The sequence below is a fragment of the Pseudomonas sp. YeP6b genome, from assembly GCF_025642995.1.
GTDB lineage: Bacteria > Pseudomonadota > Gammaproteobacteria > Pseudomonadales > Pseudomonadaceae > Aquipseudomonas.
Map to the genome: position 1 here is coordinate 3,086,668 of NZ_CP080090.1, position 19,675 is coordinate 3,106,342.

Consider the following 19,675-nt stretch of genomic DNA (forward strand, 5'->3'; position numbering starts at 1 on the left):
ACAATAACAAGGAGACTGCCATGAACGCTGTAAGCCTGGAACACGCCGAACGGATCTGGTTGAACGCTTACTTGCCCGGCGTGCCGGCAGACATTGAGGCGGGTATCGAGGCGTATCCGTCGTTGCGTGAGGTGTTCCTGGAACACCTGGAGAAGTTCCGCGAACGCGTCGCTTACGTCAGCATCGGTACCGAAATGACCTATGCCGACTGGCAGGTGCAAGGCATCGCGTTTGCCGCGTGGCTGCAGGGCCAGGGCGTGAAGAAAGGCGACCGTGTGGCGTTGATGATGCCCAACTGCTTGCAGTACCCGATCTGCCTGCTGGGCACGATCCTGGCCGGTGCGGTGGTGGTCAACGTCAACCCGCTGTACACCGCCCATGAGCTCAAGCATTTGCTCAAGGACAGCGGCGCCGAAACGGTGGTGATCTTCGAAAACTTCGCCCACACCCTCGAAAAGGTTGTGGCCGGCAGCAGCGTCAAGCGCGTGGTGGTGGCGGCCATCGGCGACTTACTCGGCACCTTGAAGGGCGCGGCGATGAACTTCATCCTGCGCAGCGTGCAAAAGCAGGTGCCCACATTCAACCTGCCCGGCGCCGTGCGCTTCAACAAGGTGCTGAAACAGGGGCGGGCGCTTAATCACCTCCCGGTGGCGATGAACCTCGATGAGCTGGCCTTCTTGCAATACACCGGCGGCACCACGGGGGACGCCAAGGGCGTGATGCTCAGCCACCGCAATATCATCGCCAACCTGTTGCAGGCCAAGGCCTGGGTCGGTGACCAGTTGGACCAGGACACGCAAGAAACCAACGTCACCTTGTTGCCGCTGTACCACATCTTTTCCCTGACGGTGAACTGCCTGATGTTCATGTGCCTGGGCGGGCGCAACATCCTGATCGCCAACCCGCGCGACGTGAAGCGCGTGCAGATGATCCTGCGCAAAGAGCGTTTCAACGGGATTGCCGGGGTCAACACCTTGTTTAATGGCTTGCTGGAAAACAAGGAATTCTGCGCGCGGGACTTCTCCGACCTGCGCATGGTGATTGCCGGCGGCATGGCCACGCACACGGCGGTGGCCAAGCGTTGGAAGGAGGTGACAGGGCTGCCGATCATCGAGGGCTACGGGCTGACCGAATGCTCGCCGGTGGTGAGCATCAGCCCCATCGACATCTCACGCATGCGCGAGATGGAGTTTACCGGCAGCATTGGCGTGCCATTGCCGTCGACCTGGGTGCGCTTTATGCGCGAGGACGGCGAGTTGGCCGGCATCGGTGAGCAGGGCGAACTGCAAGTGCGTGGGCCGCAGGTGATGCAGGGTTACTGGAAGCGCCCGAAGGAAACCGCCGAGGTGCTGGATGCCGAGGGCTGGTTGTCGACCGGGGATATCGGCGTAATGGATGAGCGCGGCTATATCCGCCTGGTCGACCGCAAGAAAGACATGATCCTGGTCTCGGGCTTCAACGTGTACCCCAATGAAATCGAAGACGTGGTGGCCTTGCACCCAGGCGTGAGTGAAGTGGCGGCCATCGGCGTGGAAGACGCTGTGACCGGGGAAAAAGTGAAAATCATCGTCGTGCGCAAAGACCCGAACCTGACCCAGGAACAGATCCTCGCTCACTGCCGGGAATACCTGACAGGGTACAAAGTGCCGCGGTATGTGGAATTTCGCACCACCGAACTGCCCAAGACCACCGTCGGCAAAGTACTGCGCCGCGCCTTGCGCTGATTTACCGGTGTAGGTGATCTAACTGTGGGAGCGGGCTTGCCCGCGATAGCATTGTGTCAGTCACCGAATTCATCGACTGACACACCGCCATCGCGGGCAAGTCCGCTCCCACATGGGTGTTGTGTAAGTCTAGGCGATCAGTGTTTCCAGGCGGTTGGATTCACCAGGTTTTTCGGCCGTTCACCCGCCAGCGCCGCCAGCAGGTTGTCCACCGCACACTTGGCCATCGCCTCACGCGTTTCATGGGTCGCCGAGCCGATGTGTGGTGTGGCCACCACGTTGTTCAAGCGCAGTAATGGCGAGTCGTGGTTCAACGGTTCACGCTCAAACACATCCAGGCCCGCCGCCCGAATCGTACGTTGCTGCAACGCTTGGACCAGTGCGGCCTCGTCCACCACTTTGCCACGTGAGATATTGATAAAGATCGTCTCTGGGCCCATCAGCGCAAACTCTTCAGCGCCGATCAGCTTTTCGGTTTCGGCGGTCAGCGGCAAGGTCAGGCAAACAAAGTCGGCTTCCTTGAGCAAGGCCACCAAACTGCGGTACTGCGCGCCGAAGCGTTCTTCCACCAACGGTTTGGGCGAGTGGCTGTGGTAGATCACCGGCATGCCAAAACCAAAATGCCCGCGTTGGGCCAGGGCTTCGCCGATGCGGCCCATGCCGATAATGCCCAAGGTCTTGCCGTGTACGTCGCTGCCGAAATGCGCGGGGCCGATGTTCTTGTTCCATTGGCCGGCGCGGACCATGTCGGCCAGTTCGACCACACGGCGCGCGGTCGCCAGGATCAGCGCGAAACCGGTATCGGCAGTGGTTTCGGTGAGCACATCCGGGGTGTTGCTGAGCAGGATGCCACGTTGGGTGAGGTAGTCGATGTCGTAGTTGTCGACACCCACCGAGACGCTGGCGACTGCTTCAAGCTTGGGCGCCAGGTCGAGCAACTGGGCGTCCAGGCGCAGGCTGGCACCCAGCAGGCCCTGGGCACGGGGTAAGGCGTCGCGCAGTTTGGCCAGGCCCGGTTCGTCCAGCGCGTCGATCAGCGTGACGTCGGCGTGCTCGTGCAGCCGGGCCATCAAGGGCGCGGAGAGTTTTTTATATAAAACGACAGATTTTTTCATCAGGTTTTCACCTTCAATCCAAGAGTGGGCATCGGCACGCGTACACGGTCGCTGGCGCCGGGCTTGAGGAAAATCGTCAGCACCACGGCCAGCATCAGCGCACCGCTCATCAGCAGGTACGAGGCGCCAGGCGAACCGGTGCTGCTATTGAGGTAACCCACCAGGTAGGAGCCGCCGAAAGAGCCGAGCGCGCCCATGCTGTTGATCAGTGCCATGGCGCCACCGGCAACGTTGGCCGGCAGAATTTCCGGGACGATGGCGAAGAACGGCCCGTAAGGCGCATACATGCAGGCCCCGGCAATCACCAACAGGGTGTAGGACCACCAGAAATGCTCAGCGCCGAGTGCGTAGGACGCATAAAACGCGATGGACGCAATCAACAACGGCGGCCACACAAAACGTTTACGTTTTTGCAGCTTGTCCGAGCCCCACGACACCACGAGCATGCCGATCACCGCTGCCAGGTACGGCAGCGCCGACAGCCAGCCGGCTTCGACCATGTCCATCTGCAAACCGGCCTTGAGGATCGACGGCAGCCACAGCACAAAGCCGTACACGCCGATGCTCCAGCAGAAAAACTGCAGCGCCAGGACGATCACCTTGGGCGAGCGAAACGCCTCGGCGTAGTTCTTCACCGCCTTGATCCCGACTTGTTCGGCGGCCAGGGCGCTTTCCAGGTCTTTTTTGTGTTGCTCACTCAGCCACTTGGCGTCGGCGGGTTTTTCATCCGCCAGCTTCCACCAGATAAACGCCCAGATCACCGCCGGCAAACCTTCGATGATAAACATCCAACGCCAGCTGAAATGCTGCACCAGATAGCCCGAGACCACCGACATCCACAGCATGGTCACCGGGTTGCCGAGGATCAGGAAGGTGTTGGCGCGCGAGCGTTCCGCACGCGTAAACCAATGGCACAGGTAAACCAGCATCGCCGGCATCACGGCGGCTTCGACCACCCCGAGCATGAAGCGTATGGCGATCAACATGTAGGCGTTGGACACCACGCCGGTCAGGGTGGCGAGGCCGCCCCAGAGGATCAGGCTGACGAAAATCAGTTTTTTAACGCTGCGCTTTTGCGCGTAGATCGCCCCCGGCACCTGGAAGAAAAAGTAGCCGAGGAAGAACAGCGCGCCCAGCAGCGAGGACATGCCGGGGGTGATCATCAGGTCTTCGGCCATCCCGGAGGCGGCGGCGAAGCCGTAGTTGGCGCGGTCCAGGTACGCCAGGCTGTAGGTGATAAACACGATGGGCATGATGTACCACCAGCGGCGGGTGGCGAGTTTCAAGGTATCCATGGGGTTGCTCCTGAGCTTGTTGTAGTTGTGGCAACAGGGTGTGGGTCATGCAACGGATCGGGCAGGTAACTCCAAACGGGTCGGCAAGCCTTCCATATCGCCCCGGCTCTGCAGGGCGCGGCTGCCGATCCAGTTGCCGCGCTTTACCGCGTCGGGGAAGCTGAGGTTCTCCAGCAGGGCGCTGATCATGCCGACGGCAAAGCCATCGCCGGCGCCGACGGTGTCGACGACTTTTTCCACCGGCACGGCGGCGACAAAGCCTTGGTCCATTTGGGTGCGGTAATAGGCGCCATCCGGCCCAAGCTTGATCGCCACGGCTTCGGCGCCTTGGTCGAGATAGAACGCGGCGATGTCGGCCGGGTCGTCGAAACCGGTGAGCAAGCGGCCTTCGCTCAAGCCTGGCAGTACCCAATCAGCCAGCGCGGCAAGGGCGTTGATTGCGCCGATCATTTGCGCTTGGCTGGCCCATAGCGACGGGCGCAGGTTCGGGTCGAACGACACACTGCGCCCGGCCTTGCGCATTTGCGTCATCAATTCCACCGACAGCTCGCGGGTCGCCTCAGACAAGGCCGGCGGTATGCCGGTGGCATGCAGGTGCCGCGCCTGTAACAGCGCGGGGCTGATGGCGGCGATGGACAAGTGGCTGGCGGCCGAACCTTTGCGGAAGTATTCGACCTGAGGGTCTGCGCCGGCTTCTTCGCAGGACTTGAACTGAAAGCCGGTGGGGTGCTGCGGGTCCACCGCCACATGCTGGCAATCCAAGCCTTCTTTTTTCAGCGTGTCGACCACAAAACGCCCGAGCGAATCATCCCCGACGCGGCTTAGCCAGGCCACGTTGAAGCCCAGGCGCGACAGGCCGATGGCGACGTTGCTGTCGGCGCCGGCAATACGTTTGTGGAACTGGGCCACCTGGGCCAAATCGCCGGTCTGCTCGGCGACAAACATCGCCATGGTTTCACCAAACGACAGGATATCGATCTCAGACATGGGCATTTTCCGCACGGGGTTGGCCAAGGACGGCGAGGGCGGCGACCTGCTGCGCGGTGACCTCCACCAGGTCATCGCCTTGCAACGGGAATTCCACGGCCCGGGTAATACCTTGAGTCATATGTTTGAGCAGTTGTTCCCACAGATGCAGGTCGGTGGCGCCGGGCGGCAGGGCCACCAGCTTGCCGTCCTGGCGGCGGGCCACGGCCTTGCAATGCAGGTAATCCACATGCCGGCCGAGCAGGCGTGCGGCGGTGAGGGCGGATTGGTCCTGCCACTGCCAGTTGCCGATGTCGAACGTCATTTTCACGGGCAGGCCAAGGCGCTCGACCTCAGTGAAGAACCGCTGCATCGGCTCGATACGCCCACCCTGCAGGGTCTGGTCGTTTTCCACCAGCAACTGAACGGGGTGGCGGTTGAGCAGGGCGTGCAGGCTTTGCAGGTCGTTGGTGTCGGTGAAGTAACCGAGGGAGACTTTCAGCCAGCGCGCGCCAAATGCCTGGGCGCGGTCGAGGGTGGCATTCAGCTCGGCGTTGGGCTGGGCGCGGCCGGCGACCCACAGTTCCAGCGGCGAGGAGAACACGCATTCCAGGCCATGCGCGGCGGCGGCCTGGGCCAGAGCGGCAGGGTGTTCGCGGGTCAGCAGTTCTTCGCGCCATTCGATGCGCTGGGCGCCGGCGGCGCTCAGCAACTCGACGAAACTCAGTTGGCCCTGCTGGCGTACCAGGTCAGCGCCGTAGCTGGAAAGGCTGATGGAGACGGGGTATTTATGCATTGTTATGTACCTCTGAAACCGGTTTCATTTTTCTACGCAAAACAAGTGTGGGAGCTGGCTTGCCTGCGATGACGGTGTGTCAGGCGATTACTGCTTCGTCTGACGAACCGTCATCGCAGGCAAGCCAGCTCCCACAAGGGATTGTGTGGAGCCACGGATGATTAATTCCGGCAAAAAATCCAGGGTGCGCGTCGGCGCGTCATCGCCGCGCAGGCGTTGGAGCAGGCAGTCGAAGGCACTGGCGCCAATCGCTTCAGTGGGCTGGGCGAGGGCGGTGATGCCGTTGCCCACCAATGGGTACCAGTCCAGGTCATCCAGGGCGATCAGGCCCACATCGTCAAACAGGTTACAGCCCAGGGCCTTGAGCGCACGGGTACAGGCCAGCGCGGCAATGCCGTTGGCGCAGAACAACGCCTTCGGGCCGGGCTTGGCAACAAAGGCCTGCAAACGGCTTTCCAGTTCGCCATCCAGTTCCAGCACTGCGCCAGTCAGTTCGGGGCGGCTGGCGATCTCGGCCGTGAAACTGGTCTGGCGCTCCAGGCGCGAGCTGGTGCCGTCGGCGGCTTCGCTCACCAGCAACACATCGCGATAACCCTGCTGTTGCAGATGCTCCACAGCGATGCGCACGGCGGCGGGGTTATCCAGCCCGACCAGGTCGCTGTGCAGCGGCTCGACCTTGCGGTCCACCAGCACCAGCGGCATTTCCTGCTGCAGTTCGAGCAATTGGTCGAGGTGATGGCCGAGGGTGTTCACAATCAACCCTTCGATGTTGTACGAGCGCAGCGCCGCCAAGTGTTGGCGTTCCTGTTCGTCATCGCGGTCGGTGTTGCACACCACCAAGCTATAGCCATGCCGGCGGCAGGCGGTCTCGACGCCGTGCATCACGGCAATGGAATAGGGGTTGCGGATATCGGCGACCAGCATGCCGATCAGGCGTGTGCGCCCTCGTTTCAAACCGCGGGCCATTTGGTTGGGGCGGTAGCCGAGGTCGCTGATGGCTTGCTCGATGCGCAGGGCAATGGCGTCGGAGAGCAGGGCGCGGTCATCACCGATAAAGCGCGAAACGCTGGCCTTGGACACGCCGGCGCGCTCGGCGACGTCAAGCATGGTCACGCGGCTGCGCTGGGCGGCGGAAAATGGAGTCACGGTGGCGGGCCTTTCTTATTGGATTTAGTCGTTTGATTGCCAGCATTCGGCAGTCTGAAACCGGTTTCATAGAATGCCAGGCAGCCCGTTTCGTCAAGAACTATTTAAAAAAGGTCACGGCACCAGGCGTGAGAAAACCGACGAACGGATAGGGCTACCTGTTAGTTATGACAGTATCCGGCCAAAGGCTTTAGGCGTTTAATTTTCCTACGGACGATAGGCAGAAGTAATCCTCTCCTGTGATGCGTCGTCATGAAAATTAACCTGAGGCCGGAACATGGCTAACCTCCAAAAACCCTATCCGCGCTTCGGTTCGAAGATACTGACCCTGGGGGTCGGCGCAGAGTTACCGCCGATGACGATCACGGGTGTCGACCTTAACGACCCCGATGGCGTGGTGCCGCTCAACTATTTGTTAACCCCCTTGAAAGTCCAGATCCCACGTTGGTCGCCGTTACAGGTAGCGGGTGATGAAGACCATATCCTTGAGCTTCGAGAGCTCAGCGACGATGGCGAGTGGCTTATCGAGCGAATAACAATCAAGCCACCGCCGCCGGCAATTCCCAACGAATACGAGTTTGAAATCCCTTTGGCGTGGTTGAGGCGCCGTCCCCGTCGTACAGCGTGGCTTTTTTACTCGGTTATCAATGGCGGCAACACGACGGAATCTCAAAAAACACAGATCCTCGTCGATCTGGAACGGCCAAGCCTGCTGAAATCGACGGATACCGTGCGGTTTGTGGTGCCGCCCGTACCGGCGGTCAACGAGGCCTATTTGACAGCCAACCCTCTCGTGGCGTTTTACATCCCGCTCTACAACGTGATGGCGAAAGGGGATCGGATCGAGTTCTTTTTATCCAACCAGCCTAACGCTCCCTTAGCGGCGGCGGCGGGCGGGTCGTTGCTGAATGTCAGTAGCCTCCCATGGACCGCAACACTCGCGGCTGACGCCTTTCGCAAGCTGAGCAATGGCAACGCGTACGTGCGCTTCAGAATTTACGACGCGACGGGAAATTACAGTGACTTGAGTGCCGATCTCCCTTTCGTGGTGGGGTCTGCTGTGGTAGTCCAGCCTGTCACGCTTCCGGCGCCGAGACTGGAAAGCACACTTAATAGACTAGGTTACTTGACGTGTAGTTCGCTCACTACCGAGAAGAAAAGCGTTAGTTGGACAATTCTTCCGAACACCAACATACAGGTGGGCGACCAGATAAAGTTTATCTGGCAAGGGTATCAAACCAATAACTGGGAAACACTGCTTGCGAACGTCCTATTTGAACAGACTGCGACGTGGACGTTACTGCATCAAACGACAGGCATGCCGGTCGTCATGGATGCGTACTACACGGCACTGTTTCCCTTGCGCAAATTTTCATCCGCTATTGGTCGATATGAAGTCTGGCGTGGGGGTGCAAAGTTGGGCGACTCGCTGCAACGTTTGTTGCGTGTTGATTTGACTTTTCCCACGGGGGGCTATTGCGCGCCGGGTGGAATCATTTTAGATACGTGAGCCTTTGCTGTTTTGAACAGCGTGTCGTTGTTTTCGGAAAATAACGTAAGCACTCAAGGTGCGCCTTAAAGATTCGTGGTGGGTAAGCGTAAGTTTGCTCGAGTGGCGAAGTGGGTAGAAGGTTGTATGGTTTAAAACAACGGAGAATTAAAATGAATGTCGCAAATAGAAAAATTATCACTGATTTTGAGACCGCGATTCTTGCTCGTAATTATACCGATAGGTTTGCGCCAGCCACGTTTTTGGGTGAAGTGCCTAACTTTACTGGCTTGCTGTACCGAGAGACGGCATTGGGCGATACGATAACTGTCACTATACCGCTTGGGACTGGTGTACTAGCTGGTAACACCCTAACATTTGAGGTGGTGCCGTTTGATGTTACGGTACCCTTTGCCCTTCCTACTCCTGATGTTGAGGCAACCGATAGTCCATATTTTTTAACGGCTAAGACTTACCTCGCTTTTAGATTCCTTGCCGACCCCATCGGCGATACGGTGGTGTCTCTTCCTCGATCCCTTTTCTCATCGGGCGTACACTTGCTACGGTACGGTATCGGCGACGACGACCCGACTGTAGGCAACAGAACCATGTCTGTACCACAGTTGATCATTATAGACGGTGTGAGCCCGTATGATCTGCCGCGAATAGCCCCGCCTGCACCGGTGCCCCCTCAGCCTCTACCGGTCCCGTTTGATCGCAATTACTTCGCGAGCCAGCCCGGTCGAAGGGTGATGTTTACGCTGCCGTACGATGCTGCGAGAGGTCGTCAGGAAGGCGATTATGCGCAGTTTAGATTCGGCGAGTTGCCCTATCCTATTCCCATTGATTCAACCAGTGCGGAAACAAAATACCCGATTTCCAACGATCCGGCGGTTGCCGTTACCGTTCCATTGTCATTGGATACTATCGAGGCTGCGCCTAATGGTAACTTCCGTTTCAGCTACCAGCTTTGTGACGTTGCCAACTACTGCAGTGAATGGTCGAATGTTTACCTGCTAAACGATGTAGCCATGGGCCCCGCCGCCACTGACTTTTTGGCGCCGCAGGTTTTGCATGCAGTCCCTGGTGACAACCTGATCAATCGCGCCGATATGGCGCTTGAAGGCGGCTTGCAAGTACTCATTCCGCCTTATACCAATCCTCAGCGCTCAACCCCGACAGATACGTTCAGAGTGACCCTTACCCCGACGGCGACCCCGGGTTCGACTGGCGTTGCCGTGACGTTGGCTGATAGGCCACTGGGTAATACGCCTTTCTCCGTTCCCGTGCTGGCCACCCCGGCTCAACTTGCTACGCTCTACGGTAATGCAGTAGGCACCCAGCAAGTCACGGTTTCTTACGTCGTTATACGCGGCGGGGTTACTTACCCGGTAGCGGCAACTACGATATTCAATCTGGACCTGAATGTAATCGTAATACCTGGGACGACAGATGGAACGGATGCTAACCCTAATCTCCCTCCGGTCGTTGTTCAACCGGTACGCCCCGCTGGTGAAACCCGACCTAACAATAGACTCGAGCGTGTTGACAATGGCCGCGATGCCGTGGGTCTGGTAACACTGTGGAATGTGGCGACACTGCCTGCAGCCGCCACGCCGTTCGTGATTTCTTTCAGCTACGGCGCCTATTCGGCGGAAAAGACTTTTTCGACCCCTGCGGACATCCCAGCCAATGGAATCGTAGAGTTCCCAATTACTTGGGACACTATCAGGGCATTGGGCGGCCCTCTGCAAATTGCTAGCTACACGGTCCGTCGAACCACCTCTACCAACCAGCAGCAGCCGCTAAACGCGACGGAGGTCACTGTAGAATCTGTCTTCAGGCGAATGAATGCGCCTATCGTTCGACGGGCGACAACGACGGTTGTCTGCTCGACCTTGGATCCATTGAATACCGGCATACTTAGAGTATTTATTCCGCCTTCAGTGAATTTAGACGGTGCCACGAACGGCTCGATTACTATTACGGGGTATAGAAATACTAGCCAGACGGCACCTGTAGCTGCGTCGACAACTATACCTTTCCCAAACCCACTCCCGCTGTCGGCGTCGACATTAGGGTTTGATTTAACGTTTCCTTCGCCCGGTGCTTTTTTCAAACAGATTCAAAACGCTCGGTCGGTGAACGCGGCCTCGCTAAGGTTGATATACAGTGTGACGGTAGCGGGTGAACTGGTGAACTCTGATCCTGCAGATTATCGCCTGAATCACATCAGACCTGGGCCGATTACCTCTGCGCTGTATTGTGATGGTACGCCTGTGCCAGTAGTGTAAAACCAAGGTAATAGCCAGAGCGCGGGAGACCGTCTCTGGCTTACTTGGTTATGTCAGTTGTTGTGTGTTGAAAAAGTGTCGCAATGATTCGGTCTTACAGCATCTGTTTATTGTTGACACTCCAGTTCAGGAAAAATCCTACAGAACTGGCGTGTTTGCTGGGTAATTATGGCGTCGCTTGATTGGAGGGGTCTCACGAGATTTAGAACCCGCCCTATCGTTTCGTGAAGGAACGCCAACTAGAGGTCAACTAAGATGTCGGCAGTATTTAATTTCAAACCCACGCCTTTGAGCCTGGCCCTGACGGCTCAGGCTGTTACGCTGTTTCTTCTGGCGTCCCCTGATGTGCAGGCACGGATCATAACTCAGCCTGGCACGGTAATATCGTCGACTGCTCCGGTTACTAATTACGAGCTTAGCGCAGGTTCGAGCTTGATTGTTGACGGTGCGACCACCACGCAAATTAAGGCGGTGGGTGCAGGCTTGACGCTGCGGCCGGGTAGCACAACGTTAGATATCGATGCTACGGGTGGATCGACCGTAGTGGTTGATGGCTCTCAGGTGACTGCTCGTACAGGAGTATTTGGGTTAACTGCCGCTGTTCACGTTCTTAACAACAGCAGCGTATTGATCACTAACAACAGCACGGTCACTAATACCGGTTTGGCAGGTGTGCAGGCCAGCCGGAACGGCCTCAGCCAGGTTGGATCGACCATCACGGTAAACAACAACAGCCGGGTATCCGGTAGGGATTTCGGTATTACGGCCAGTGCCTACAGCACGGTCAACCTTGATCGCGCGCAGGTCCAGGCCACGGGTGCCACGGGCACCGGTTTGCAACTGGCGAACGCTGACGCCTTTGTAAGGAATAACAGCAGCATCGTAGGGGGGCGCAACGGCGTATTCATGCGTGCGGAAGGTAACGTGACCCGGACCAATACCTTGATCCTCGACCATTCTGTCGTCGAGGGCAAAACCGGTTCGGCGATCTTGGTAAACCCTACGGCGAACAATAGACCCTCGTCCGATATTCAGGTGCTGAACGGATCGAGGCTGATTGGCGGCAATGGTGTTCTGCTTGAGGTGGGCAATAGTTCCATTGCCAACATGAACGTCGACAACAGCACCTTGGTCGGTGACGTGCGCATTGGTGCAGGCAGCACGGGCACAGTGCAACTCAACAACAATGCGTCGCTGACCGGCCAGCTGTTCAACGTCAAGCAACTTGATGTCAACGGTAATGCCCAGTGGATGCTGGTGGGTGACAGCCAGGTCAATGCGCTGAGAATGGCCGGCGGTAACGTCGTCTTTGGCAGCCCAAACCAGTACTTTCAACTGAACACTAACAGCTTGGCCGGCAACGGCACGTTCAAAATGCACACCAACTTCAACACCGGCGAGACCGACTTGTTGAACGTCAATGGCAACGCCGAAGGTAATCACCAGCTGTTGATTGGCGCCAGTGGCTCGGAGTTGGCCACCGGCGAGGCCATCAAGGTGGTGCACACTCAAAGCGGCGGCGCCAAGTTTGGCCTGGTGGGCGATACCGTCGATGTCGGCGCTTTCGAATATGGGCTCAAGCAGGAAGGCACCGATTGGTACTTGGACACCGAGAAACGGGGTACCAGTACCAGCGCCAAGGCGGTGCTCGCACTCGCGAACGCGGCACCGGCCGTATTGCTCGGCGAATCGAGCATACTGCGCACCCGCATGGGTGAAGTACGCTTCGGCGAAGGCAAGAGCCAAGGCCTGTGGATGCGTGGCTACGGTAACAAGGTGGACGTGGCGGCCAACAGCAACGGCGTGGGCTACTCACAGAATCAGTCGGGTCTGACCATCGGTGCAGACTGGGCGGTCGATGAACTGTGGACATTGGGTGTGATGGGCGGTTACAGCAATTCCACCCTAGGCCTGAGCCGCGGCAGCAGCGGTATGGTCAACAGCTACTACGCGGGTGTCTATGGCATTTTGCGTGATGACGAGAGTGGTGTGTATGTAGACCTCACGGCGAAGGTCAACCGCTTGAACGGCCAAAGTCAGGTCAACATGAGCGATGGTCAGCGCGCCAAAGGCAAATACTCGCAAGACGCGGTCAGTGCATCGGTTGAGGTCGGCAAGAATATCAAGCTCGATGACGACGGTTTGTATCTTGAACCCTTCGCTCAGTTGGCCGTCGCTGCTATCGGCGGCTCCAACTACACGATGGACAACGGTTTGAAGGCAAAGAGCGACCGTGCCACTTCAGCGATCGGTAAGGTCGGTGTAACCGCAGGTAAAAATATCCAGCTCGAAAGCGGTGGCATCCTGCAGCCGTACCTGCGTACTGCCGTGGCGCGTGATTTCAGCCCGGACAACAAGGTCTATGTCAACGATCAGCAATTTAAAAACAACCTGTCGGGCGGCAGTGTAGAGGTCGCGGCCGGCTTGGCTGTTTCGTTGTCACCCAGCCTGAGCGTGCATGCCGAAGGCACTCACATGAAAGGCAAGGCCTATGACCAGCCTTGGGGCGCTACTGTAGGCGTGCAGTGGGTTTTCTAAGCAGTTCACGCAGTTAAAAATGGGAAGCCTCGGCTTCCCATTTTTTTGCCTGCCAGATCTGTACGCCGGCCTAGCTGAACAACCCTGCGGCAATGTTGATCGAGAAACCCAGAATTGCGGTATTGAACAGGAACCCGATCAACGACTGGCCCAGCACGACTTTGCGCAAACTGCGCGTGGCCACCCCCACATCCGCCGTTTGCACCGCCACGCCGATGGTGAACGAGAAGTACAGAAAGTCCCAATAGTTGGGGTTGCGCAAGCCTTCGGCAAAGCGCAGCGCTGGCTCGTCACCTTCCCAGGTATAAAAAAGCCGCGCGTAGTGCACGCTGAAAATCACCCCCGTCAGCAACCATGAACCGATCACGGTCATGCCGGTAAAACCGTAATGCAGCAGGCGCGCCGTACTGTCCAGGTCCTTGCTGCCTACCAGGTTGACCGTGATGGTCGCCAGGCTCGCAATCGCTGCGATGCACACCATAAACAGCACCAGGCCTGCGTTTTCATCCTCGACTTCGGCGATGCGTTTTACGTCGTCGGCGCGGGCGCGGGTCGCCAGCCACACCATCAGCAGCAGGTAGGTCCACACCCCGGCGTTCCAGCCGATGAGGACCTTGCTGATCAGCGTATCGGCAGGCGCCAGAATGCCCACGGCAAGGCCGAGCACGGCGGCGGATGAGAGGCGAGGGTGGGTGCGGGCAAGGAAGGCCATAGGTGCTCACAACAGAGGATGTTGTGAGCACCATAGCGCATTCTCCAGAGGCTAACTTGCTGGGGTGAGCCTGTTGGCCTGGATTTTCACGGGGGCGCTGGGAGCATATCCGTTATTTGGGTGATGGCTGATATGGGTTCTGCTCTTACAGCGGGTCACTTTTGGAAAAGAGCCCGGAATGCCGGCCCAGCCAAAAGTAACCAAAGGGCTCTTGCCCCACCATTCGGCACCTCGCTTAGGCTCGGCGTGCGGCCAGCGTGGTTTAACGGGGCGCCTAAGATCAAAAGCAAGAGCACGGCGGCCTAGTAGCCGACCTGAGTGGTTAGATCAAAAGCAAAGCCGAGGCGGCCTGACAGCCGACCTGATAGTGGAAGCTGATACTCAATCAACTGTGGGAGCTGGCTTGCCTGCGATGCAGACACCTCGGTCCATCAAGTACATCGAGTTGATGCCATCGCAGGCAAGCCAGCTCCCACAGAAAAGCAGAGCACTGCGGTGCTGACAGTCGAACTCGGTCAAAACTGTGGGAGCGGGCTTGCTCGCGAATGCGGTGGGTCAGCCAGCTCATGTGTAACTGACCCACCGCATTCGCGAGCAAGTCGAGTCGTCGCACCGCCGCTCCCACATTGGGATCTCATTACATCAGCTAGATAGGGTGTTGCTGTGCTGTTGCCCTGCTTTTGCTTCAACCACTCAGGTCGGCTACTAGGCCGCCGTGCTTTTGCTTTTGATCTTGATCTGAGGCGCCCCGTTAAACCACGCTGGCCGAACGCAGGCTTTGGAGCGTGGGTAAACCGGCAGGACGCCGGTTTAGCCGCGATGGGCCAAGGATGGCCCATGGCGGCGGCCCACGGTCCAAAGCCTGCGTGAGGGCACACCGAAGCGTGAGCGAGGTGCCGAGTGGTGGGGCAAGAGCCCTTTGGTTACTTTGGGGCTTTTCCAAAGTGACCCGCCGTAAGGGCGGAACCCTAACCAGCCGTGACCGCAGCAACGGATATGCACTCAATCTACAAACCCCCGTCACAACCTCAGAGCAACACAAAGACTTGCGTCGATACCTACGCCTGTTGTGGCAAGCCCGCTGATAACAACGGGCCCGCCCGCCACTTAGGGTTTCTTGCGCACCAGCTTCATGACCACCACAAAGAACACCGGCACAAACACCACCGCCAGTGTGGCGGTGATCATCCCGCCGATCACCCCGGTACCAATCGCCTGCTGGCTGGCCGAGCTGGCACCGGTGGCAATCGCCAACGGCACCACGCCGAGGATAAACGCCAGCGACGTCATGATGATCGGCCGCAGGCGCAGGCGCGCGGCTTTTAAGGTGGCGTCGATCAGGTCTTCGCCCTGGTCATACAAGTCCTTGGCAAACTCGATGATCAAAATCGCGTTCTTCGCCGACAAACCGATGATGGTGATCAAGCCAACCTTGAAGAACACGTCATTAGGCATACCACGCAAGCTCACGGCCACCACGGCGCCGAGTACGCCCAGCGGCACCACCAGCAACACCGACGTCGGGATCGACCAGCTTTCATACAGCGCCGCCAGGCACAGAAACACGATCAGCAGCGACAGGCCCAACAGCAACGGTGCCTGGGAGCCGGACAAGCGTTCCTGCAGCGACAACCCGGTCCATTCCTGCCCCAGGCCCGCCGGCAGTTGGCTGACCAGACGCTGGATCTCCTCCATGGCCTCACCCGTACTGTGCCCCGGCGCCGCCTCGCCGCTGATGGCGATGGCGGGGTAGCCGTTGTAGCGCGTCAACTGCGCCGGGCCCTGGGTCCATTTGGCTTCGACAAACGCCGACAGCGGCACCATTTTCCCAGCATTGTTGCGCACGTTGATCTTCATCAAGTCCGCCACCTGGCTGCGCTGGTCGCCTTCAGCCTGTACCACCACCCGCTGCATGCGGCCCTGGTTGGGGAAGTCGTTGACATACGCTGAGCCAATGGCCGAGGACAGCACATTGCCCACATCGGCAAACGACACGCCCAGCGCGTTGGCCTGCTTGCGGTCCACTTCCAGCTGCACTTGCGGCGCCTCGGCCAGGGCGCTTTCGCGCACGTTGGCCAGGATCGGGCTTTTTTCGGCGGCGGCTAGCAACTCGGTACGCGCAGTCATCAACGCGGCATGGCCGACCCCAGCACGGTCCTGCAGGCGGAATTCGAAGCCGCTGGACGTGCCCAGGCCGTCTACCGGCGGCGGCAGGATCGCGTAGGCAATCGCATCCTTGAGTTCGCTGAAGGCTTCGTTGGCGCGGTCGGCAATCGATGCGGCGGAGTCATCGCTGCCGCGTTCCGACCAATCCTTCAACGTGGTAAACGCCAACGCCGCGTTCTGCCCGGAACCAGAGAAACTGAAGCCCATGATCATGGTGGTGTCACCCACCCCGGGCTCCTCGGCGTTATGCGCCTCGATCTGCTCGGCCACCTGCACCGTGCGGTTCTTGCTTGCACCCGGCGGCAGTTGGATATCGGTGATGGTGTAACCCTGGTCTTCCACCGGCAGGAACGAGGAGGGCAGGCGGCTGAACATCCAACCCAGGCCCACCAGCAGCACCAGATAGATCAACAGGTAACGCCCGCTGCGCTTGAGGGCATAGGCCACCCAGCCTTCGTAGCGGTCAGTGAGGCGTTCAAAGCGTGTGTTGAACCAGCCGAAGAAACCGCCCTTGGCATGGTGCTCGCCCTTGGCAATCGGTTTGAGCAAGGTGGCGCACAGGGCCGGGGTCAAGGTCAGGGCGAGGAACGCCGAGAACAGGATCGAGGTGGCCATCGACAGGGAGAACTGCTGGTAGATCACTCCCACCGAACCCGGCATGAACGCCATCGGCAGAAACACCGCCACCAGCACCAGGGTAATACCGACGATGGCACCGGTAATCTGGCCCATGGCCTTCTTCGTCGCGTCCTTGGGCGACAGGCCCTCGGTGACCATGATGCGCTCGACGTTTTCCACCACCACAATCGCGTCGTCCACCAGGATACCGATGGCCAACACCATGCCGAACATGGTCAGCACGTTGATCGAGAACCCCAGCAACAGCATGGTGGCGAAGGTGCCCATCAGTGCAATCGGCACCACCAACGTTGGGATCAAGGTGTAGCGCACGTTTTGCAGGAACAGGAACATCACCGCAAACACCAGCGCCATGGCCTCGAGCAAGGTGTAGACCACCTTGGTGATCGAGACTTTGACGAATGGCGAGGTGTCGTACGGAATTTTGTACTCCACGTTGGCCGGGAGGTAGCGCGACAGCTCGTCCATCTTCGCCCGCACCAGGGTGGCGGTGTTCAACGCGTTGGCCCCCGGCGCAAGTTGCACACTGACGGCGGTGGACGGCTTACCGTTCAGGCGCGTGGAGAACTGGTACTCCTGGCTGCCGATTTCCACCCGTGCCACATCGCCGACGCGCACGGTGGAGCCGTCCGGGTTGGCCTTGAGCACGATGTCGGCGAATTCCGCCGGGGTCGACAGCTGGCCCTTGACCAGGATCGCGGCGGTGATTTCCTGGGTTTTGGTGCCTGGCAAATCACCAATGCTGCCTGCCGAAACCTGGGCGTTCTGCGCGCTGATCGCGGCGTTGACGTCAGCCGGCGTGAGGTTGAAGCCAATCAGTTTCTGCGGGTCGATCCAGATACGCATGGCGCGCTCGGCCCCATACAGCTGCGCCTTGCCCACACCGTCCAGGCGCTTGAGCTCGTTCATCACGTTGCGCGCCAGGTAATCGCTGAGCGCTACGGCATCGAGCTTGCCGTCGGTGGAGGTGAGGGTGACCAGCAGCAGGAAGCCGGCGGACACCTTCTCCACCTGTAAGCCTTGCTGGGTCACCGCCTGCGGCAGGCGCGGCTCTACCGCTTTGAGGCGGTTCTGCACATCGACCTGGGCCATTTCCGGGTTGGTGCCCGGCTGGAACGTCGCGGTAATGGTGGCCGAACCCAGGCTGCTCTGGGATTCGAAATACAGCAGGTGGTCGGCGCCGTTGAGTTCTTGCTCGATCAGGCTGACCACGCTTTCGTCCAGCGTCTGGGCCGAGGCGCCCGGGTACACCGCGTAGATTTCCACCTTCGGAGGGGCGACGTCGGGGTACTGGGCCACCGGCAGCTGCGGGATGGCGAGCGCGCCGGCCAGCAGGATAAACAGGGCGACCACCCAGGCAAAGATCGGGCGATCAATAAAGAACTGCGGCATGGCGGGTTATTCCTTGACTGGCTGGCCGGAGGCTGGACTGTTATCCACCTCGACTTTTTCACCGGGGCGCGCGTGTTGCATGCCTTCGACGACGATGCGGTCACCGGGCTTGAGGCCGCTGCTGACGATCCAGCGATCCTCAATCACCGCACCCAGCTCCACCGGTTGCAGGCTCACGGTGTGTTCGGCGTCTAACAGCAGCACCATCGGGATACCGGCGCTGTCGCGGGTGATAGCGCGTTGCGGCACGCTGATGCCTTGTTTATCCACGGCCTGTTCCAGGCGTACGCGCACAAAGCTGCCGGGCAACAGGTCGAGGTCTGGGTTGGGGAATTCGCTGCGCAGGATGATTTGCCCGGTGCCGGGGTCCACGCTGATTTCGGCAAACAGCAACTTGCCCGGCAGCGGGTACAGGCTGCCGTCGTCCTCGATCAGCGTGGCCTTGGCCTGGTCCTGGCCGACCTGTTTCAAGCTGCCGGCCCGGAAGGCGCGGCGCAGGTCGTTGAGTTCGCGGGTGGACTGGGTGAGGTCAGCGTGAATCGGGTCCAGTTGCTGGATGATTGCCAGCGGCGTGGCCTCGTTCTGGCCGACCAGCGCGCCCTCGGTCACTAACGCCCGGCCGATACGCCCGGAAATCGGCGCGGTCACGGTGGCGTAGCCCAGGTTGAGCTTGGCGCGCTCGACGGCGGCTTTGTTCGCGGCCACCTCAGCATTGGTCTGGCGCACGGCGGCGCGGGCGTTGTCGTAGTCCTGGCCGCTGATGGCGTTGCCTTCGACCAACTGGCTGTAACGCTGCTCTTGCAGGCGTGCCTGGAAGGCGTTGGCCTGGGCCTTGCTCAGGTTGGCCTGGGCGCTGTCGAGGTCGGCTTTGAATGGCGCCGGGTCGATACGGAACAGCACGTCGCCCTGTTTCACGTCGTGGCCTTCCTTGAACACGCGCTGCATCACTACGCCTGCGACCCGTGCGCGCACTTCGGCAATGCGCGGCGCGGCGATACGCCCGCTCAGTTCGCTGGTGATGGAGAGGGGCTTGGCCTCAAGGGTTTCGATGCGGACCTTAGCCAGGGGCGTTTCCGGCGCTTCGTCCGCCGATGGGCCACACGCGCTGAGGGCGAGTGTCAGTGCCAGCAGGCAAAACGGCGCAAACAGATTCTTCGACATGCTCATATCCCAATATTGACTGGCGCATCCTAAAGACACCTGCGTCGTGGTGCTGTGAAGCTGTGTAGCTCGTCTGTGAAGAAATGTAAGGTGCGACCCACAGTCGCCTGAGGGCGTATATCCTTGCACAATCCTGCAAACAGCAAAGATCAAATGTGGGAGCGGGCTTGCTCGCGAAAGCGCTGTATCAGCCATAAGTCTGCCAACTGAACCATCGTTTTCGCGAGCAAGCCCACTCCCAC

Annotated in this window: 12 protein-coding genes; 4 read left to right on the plus strand and 8 right to left on the minus strand. The window is 59.3% G+C overall.

The window, feature by feature from the left end:
• Nucleotides 1–20 precede the first annotated feature (20 nt).
• Nucleotides 21–1,724, plus strand: coding sequence for an AMP-binding protein (locus KZH41_RS13860; protein WP_094953520.1), 1,704 nt, complete (start codon nt 21–23; stop codon nt 1,722–1,724).
• Between the two features lie 137 nt (nt 1,725–1,861).
• Here the strand turns inward: KZH41_RS13860 and KZH41_RS13865 are convergent, their stop codons facing one another.
• The 5 genes from KZH41_RS13865 to KZH41_RS13885 all read right to left on the minus strand — a co-directional run bounded on the left by KZH41_RS13865 (nt 1,862) and on the right by KZH41_RS13885 (nt 7,042).
• Entirely contained in the window at nt 1,862–2,839 is a 978-nt protein-coding gene (locus KZH41_RS13865) for an NAD(P)-dependent oxidoreductase (protein ID WP_242155856.1), read from the minus strand.
• Nucleotides 2,839–4,134, minus strand: a complete 1,296-nt coding sequence (locus KZH41_RS13870) for an MFS transporter (protein ID WP_094953522.1) — start codon at nt 4,132–4,134, stop codon at nt 2,839–2,841. Before KZH41_RS13870 ends, KZH41_RS13865 begins: the two co-directional genes overlap by 1 nt.
• Nucleotides 4,135–4,179: 45 nt before the next feature.
• Nucleotides 4,180–5,121 carry a sugar kinase gene (locus tag KZH41_RS13875; protein ID WP_263275007.1) on the minus strand — a complete coding sequence of 314 codons (942 nt, stop codon included), beginning with the start codon at nt 5,119–5,121 and terminating at the stop codon, nt 4,180–4,182.
• Nucleotides 5,114–5,896, minus strand: coding sequence for a sugar phosphate isomerase/epimerase family protein (locus KZH41_RS13880; RefSeq protein ID WP_094953524.1), 783 nt, complete (start codon nt 5,894–5,896; stop codon nt 5,114–5,116). Before KZH41_RS13880 ends, KZH41_RS13875 begins: the two co-directional genes overlap by 8 nt.
• A gap of 87 nt (nt 5,897–5,983) precedes the next feature.
• Nucleotides 5,984–7,042, minus strand: coding sequence for a LacI family DNA-binding transcriptional regulator (locus KZH41_RS13885; protein WP_094953525.1), 1,059 nt, complete (start codon nt 7,040–7,042; stop codon nt 5,984–5,986).
• A gap of 277 nt (nt 7,043–7,319) precedes the next feature.
• Here KZH41_RS13885 and KZH41_RS13890 point away from each other — a divergent pair, with 277 nt between their 5' ends.
• The 3 genes from KZH41_RS13890 to KZH41_RS13900 all read left to right on the plus strand — a co-directional run bounded on the left by KZH41_RS13890 (nt 7,320) and on the right by KZH41_RS13900 (nt 13,363).
• Nucleotides 7,320–8,552, plus strand: a complete 1,233-nt coding sequence (locus KZH41_RS13890; RefSeq protein ID WP_242155862.1) for a hypothetical protein — start codon at nt 7,320–7,322, stop codon at nt 8,550–8,552.
• A 152-nt stretch (nt 8,553–8,704) separates the two neighbouring features.
• Nucleotides 8,705–10,825, plus strand: a complete 2,121-nt coding sequence (locus KZH41_RS13895; RefSeq protein WP_094953825.1) for a hypothetical protein — start codon at nt 8,705–8,707, stop codon at nt 10,823–10,825.
• A 255-nt stretch (nt 10,826–11,080) separates the two neighbouring features.
• Nucleotides 11,081–13,363: an autotransporter outer membrane beta-barrel domain-containing protein gene (locus KZH41_RS13900; protein ID WP_263275008.1), complete on the plus strand. Its 2,283-nt coding sequence runs from the start codon at nt 11,081–11,083 to the stop codon at nt 13,361–13,363.
• Nucleotides 13,364–13,433: 70 nt separating this feature from the next.
• Here the strand turns inward: KZH41_RS13900 and KZH41_RS13905 are convergent, their stop codons facing one another.
• The 3 genes from KZH41_RS13905 to KZH41_RS13915 form a co-directional block, all read right to left on the minus strand.
• Entirely contained in the window at nt 13,434–14,075 is a 642-nt protein-coding gene (locus KZH41_RS13905; protein WP_094953824.1) for a DUF1345 domain-containing protein, read from the minus strand.
• A gap of 1,107 nt (nt 14,076–15,182) precedes the next feature.
• Nucleotides 15,183–18,272 (minus strand): efflux RND transporter permease subunit, encoded by a 3,090-nt coding sequence (locus KZH41_RS13910; protein ID WP_263275009.1) that lies wholly within the window; start codon nt 18,270–18,272, stop codon nt 15,183–15,185.
• A 6-nt stretch (nt 18,273–18,278) separates the two neighbouring features.
• A complete protein-coding gene (locus tag KZH41_RS13915; RefSeq protein ID WP_094953628.1) occupies nt 18,279–19,433 on the minus strand; it encodes an efflux RND transporter periplasmic adaptor subunit in 1,155 nt (384 codons plus the stop codon).
• Nucleotides 19,434–19,675: the final 242 nt, after the last annotated feature.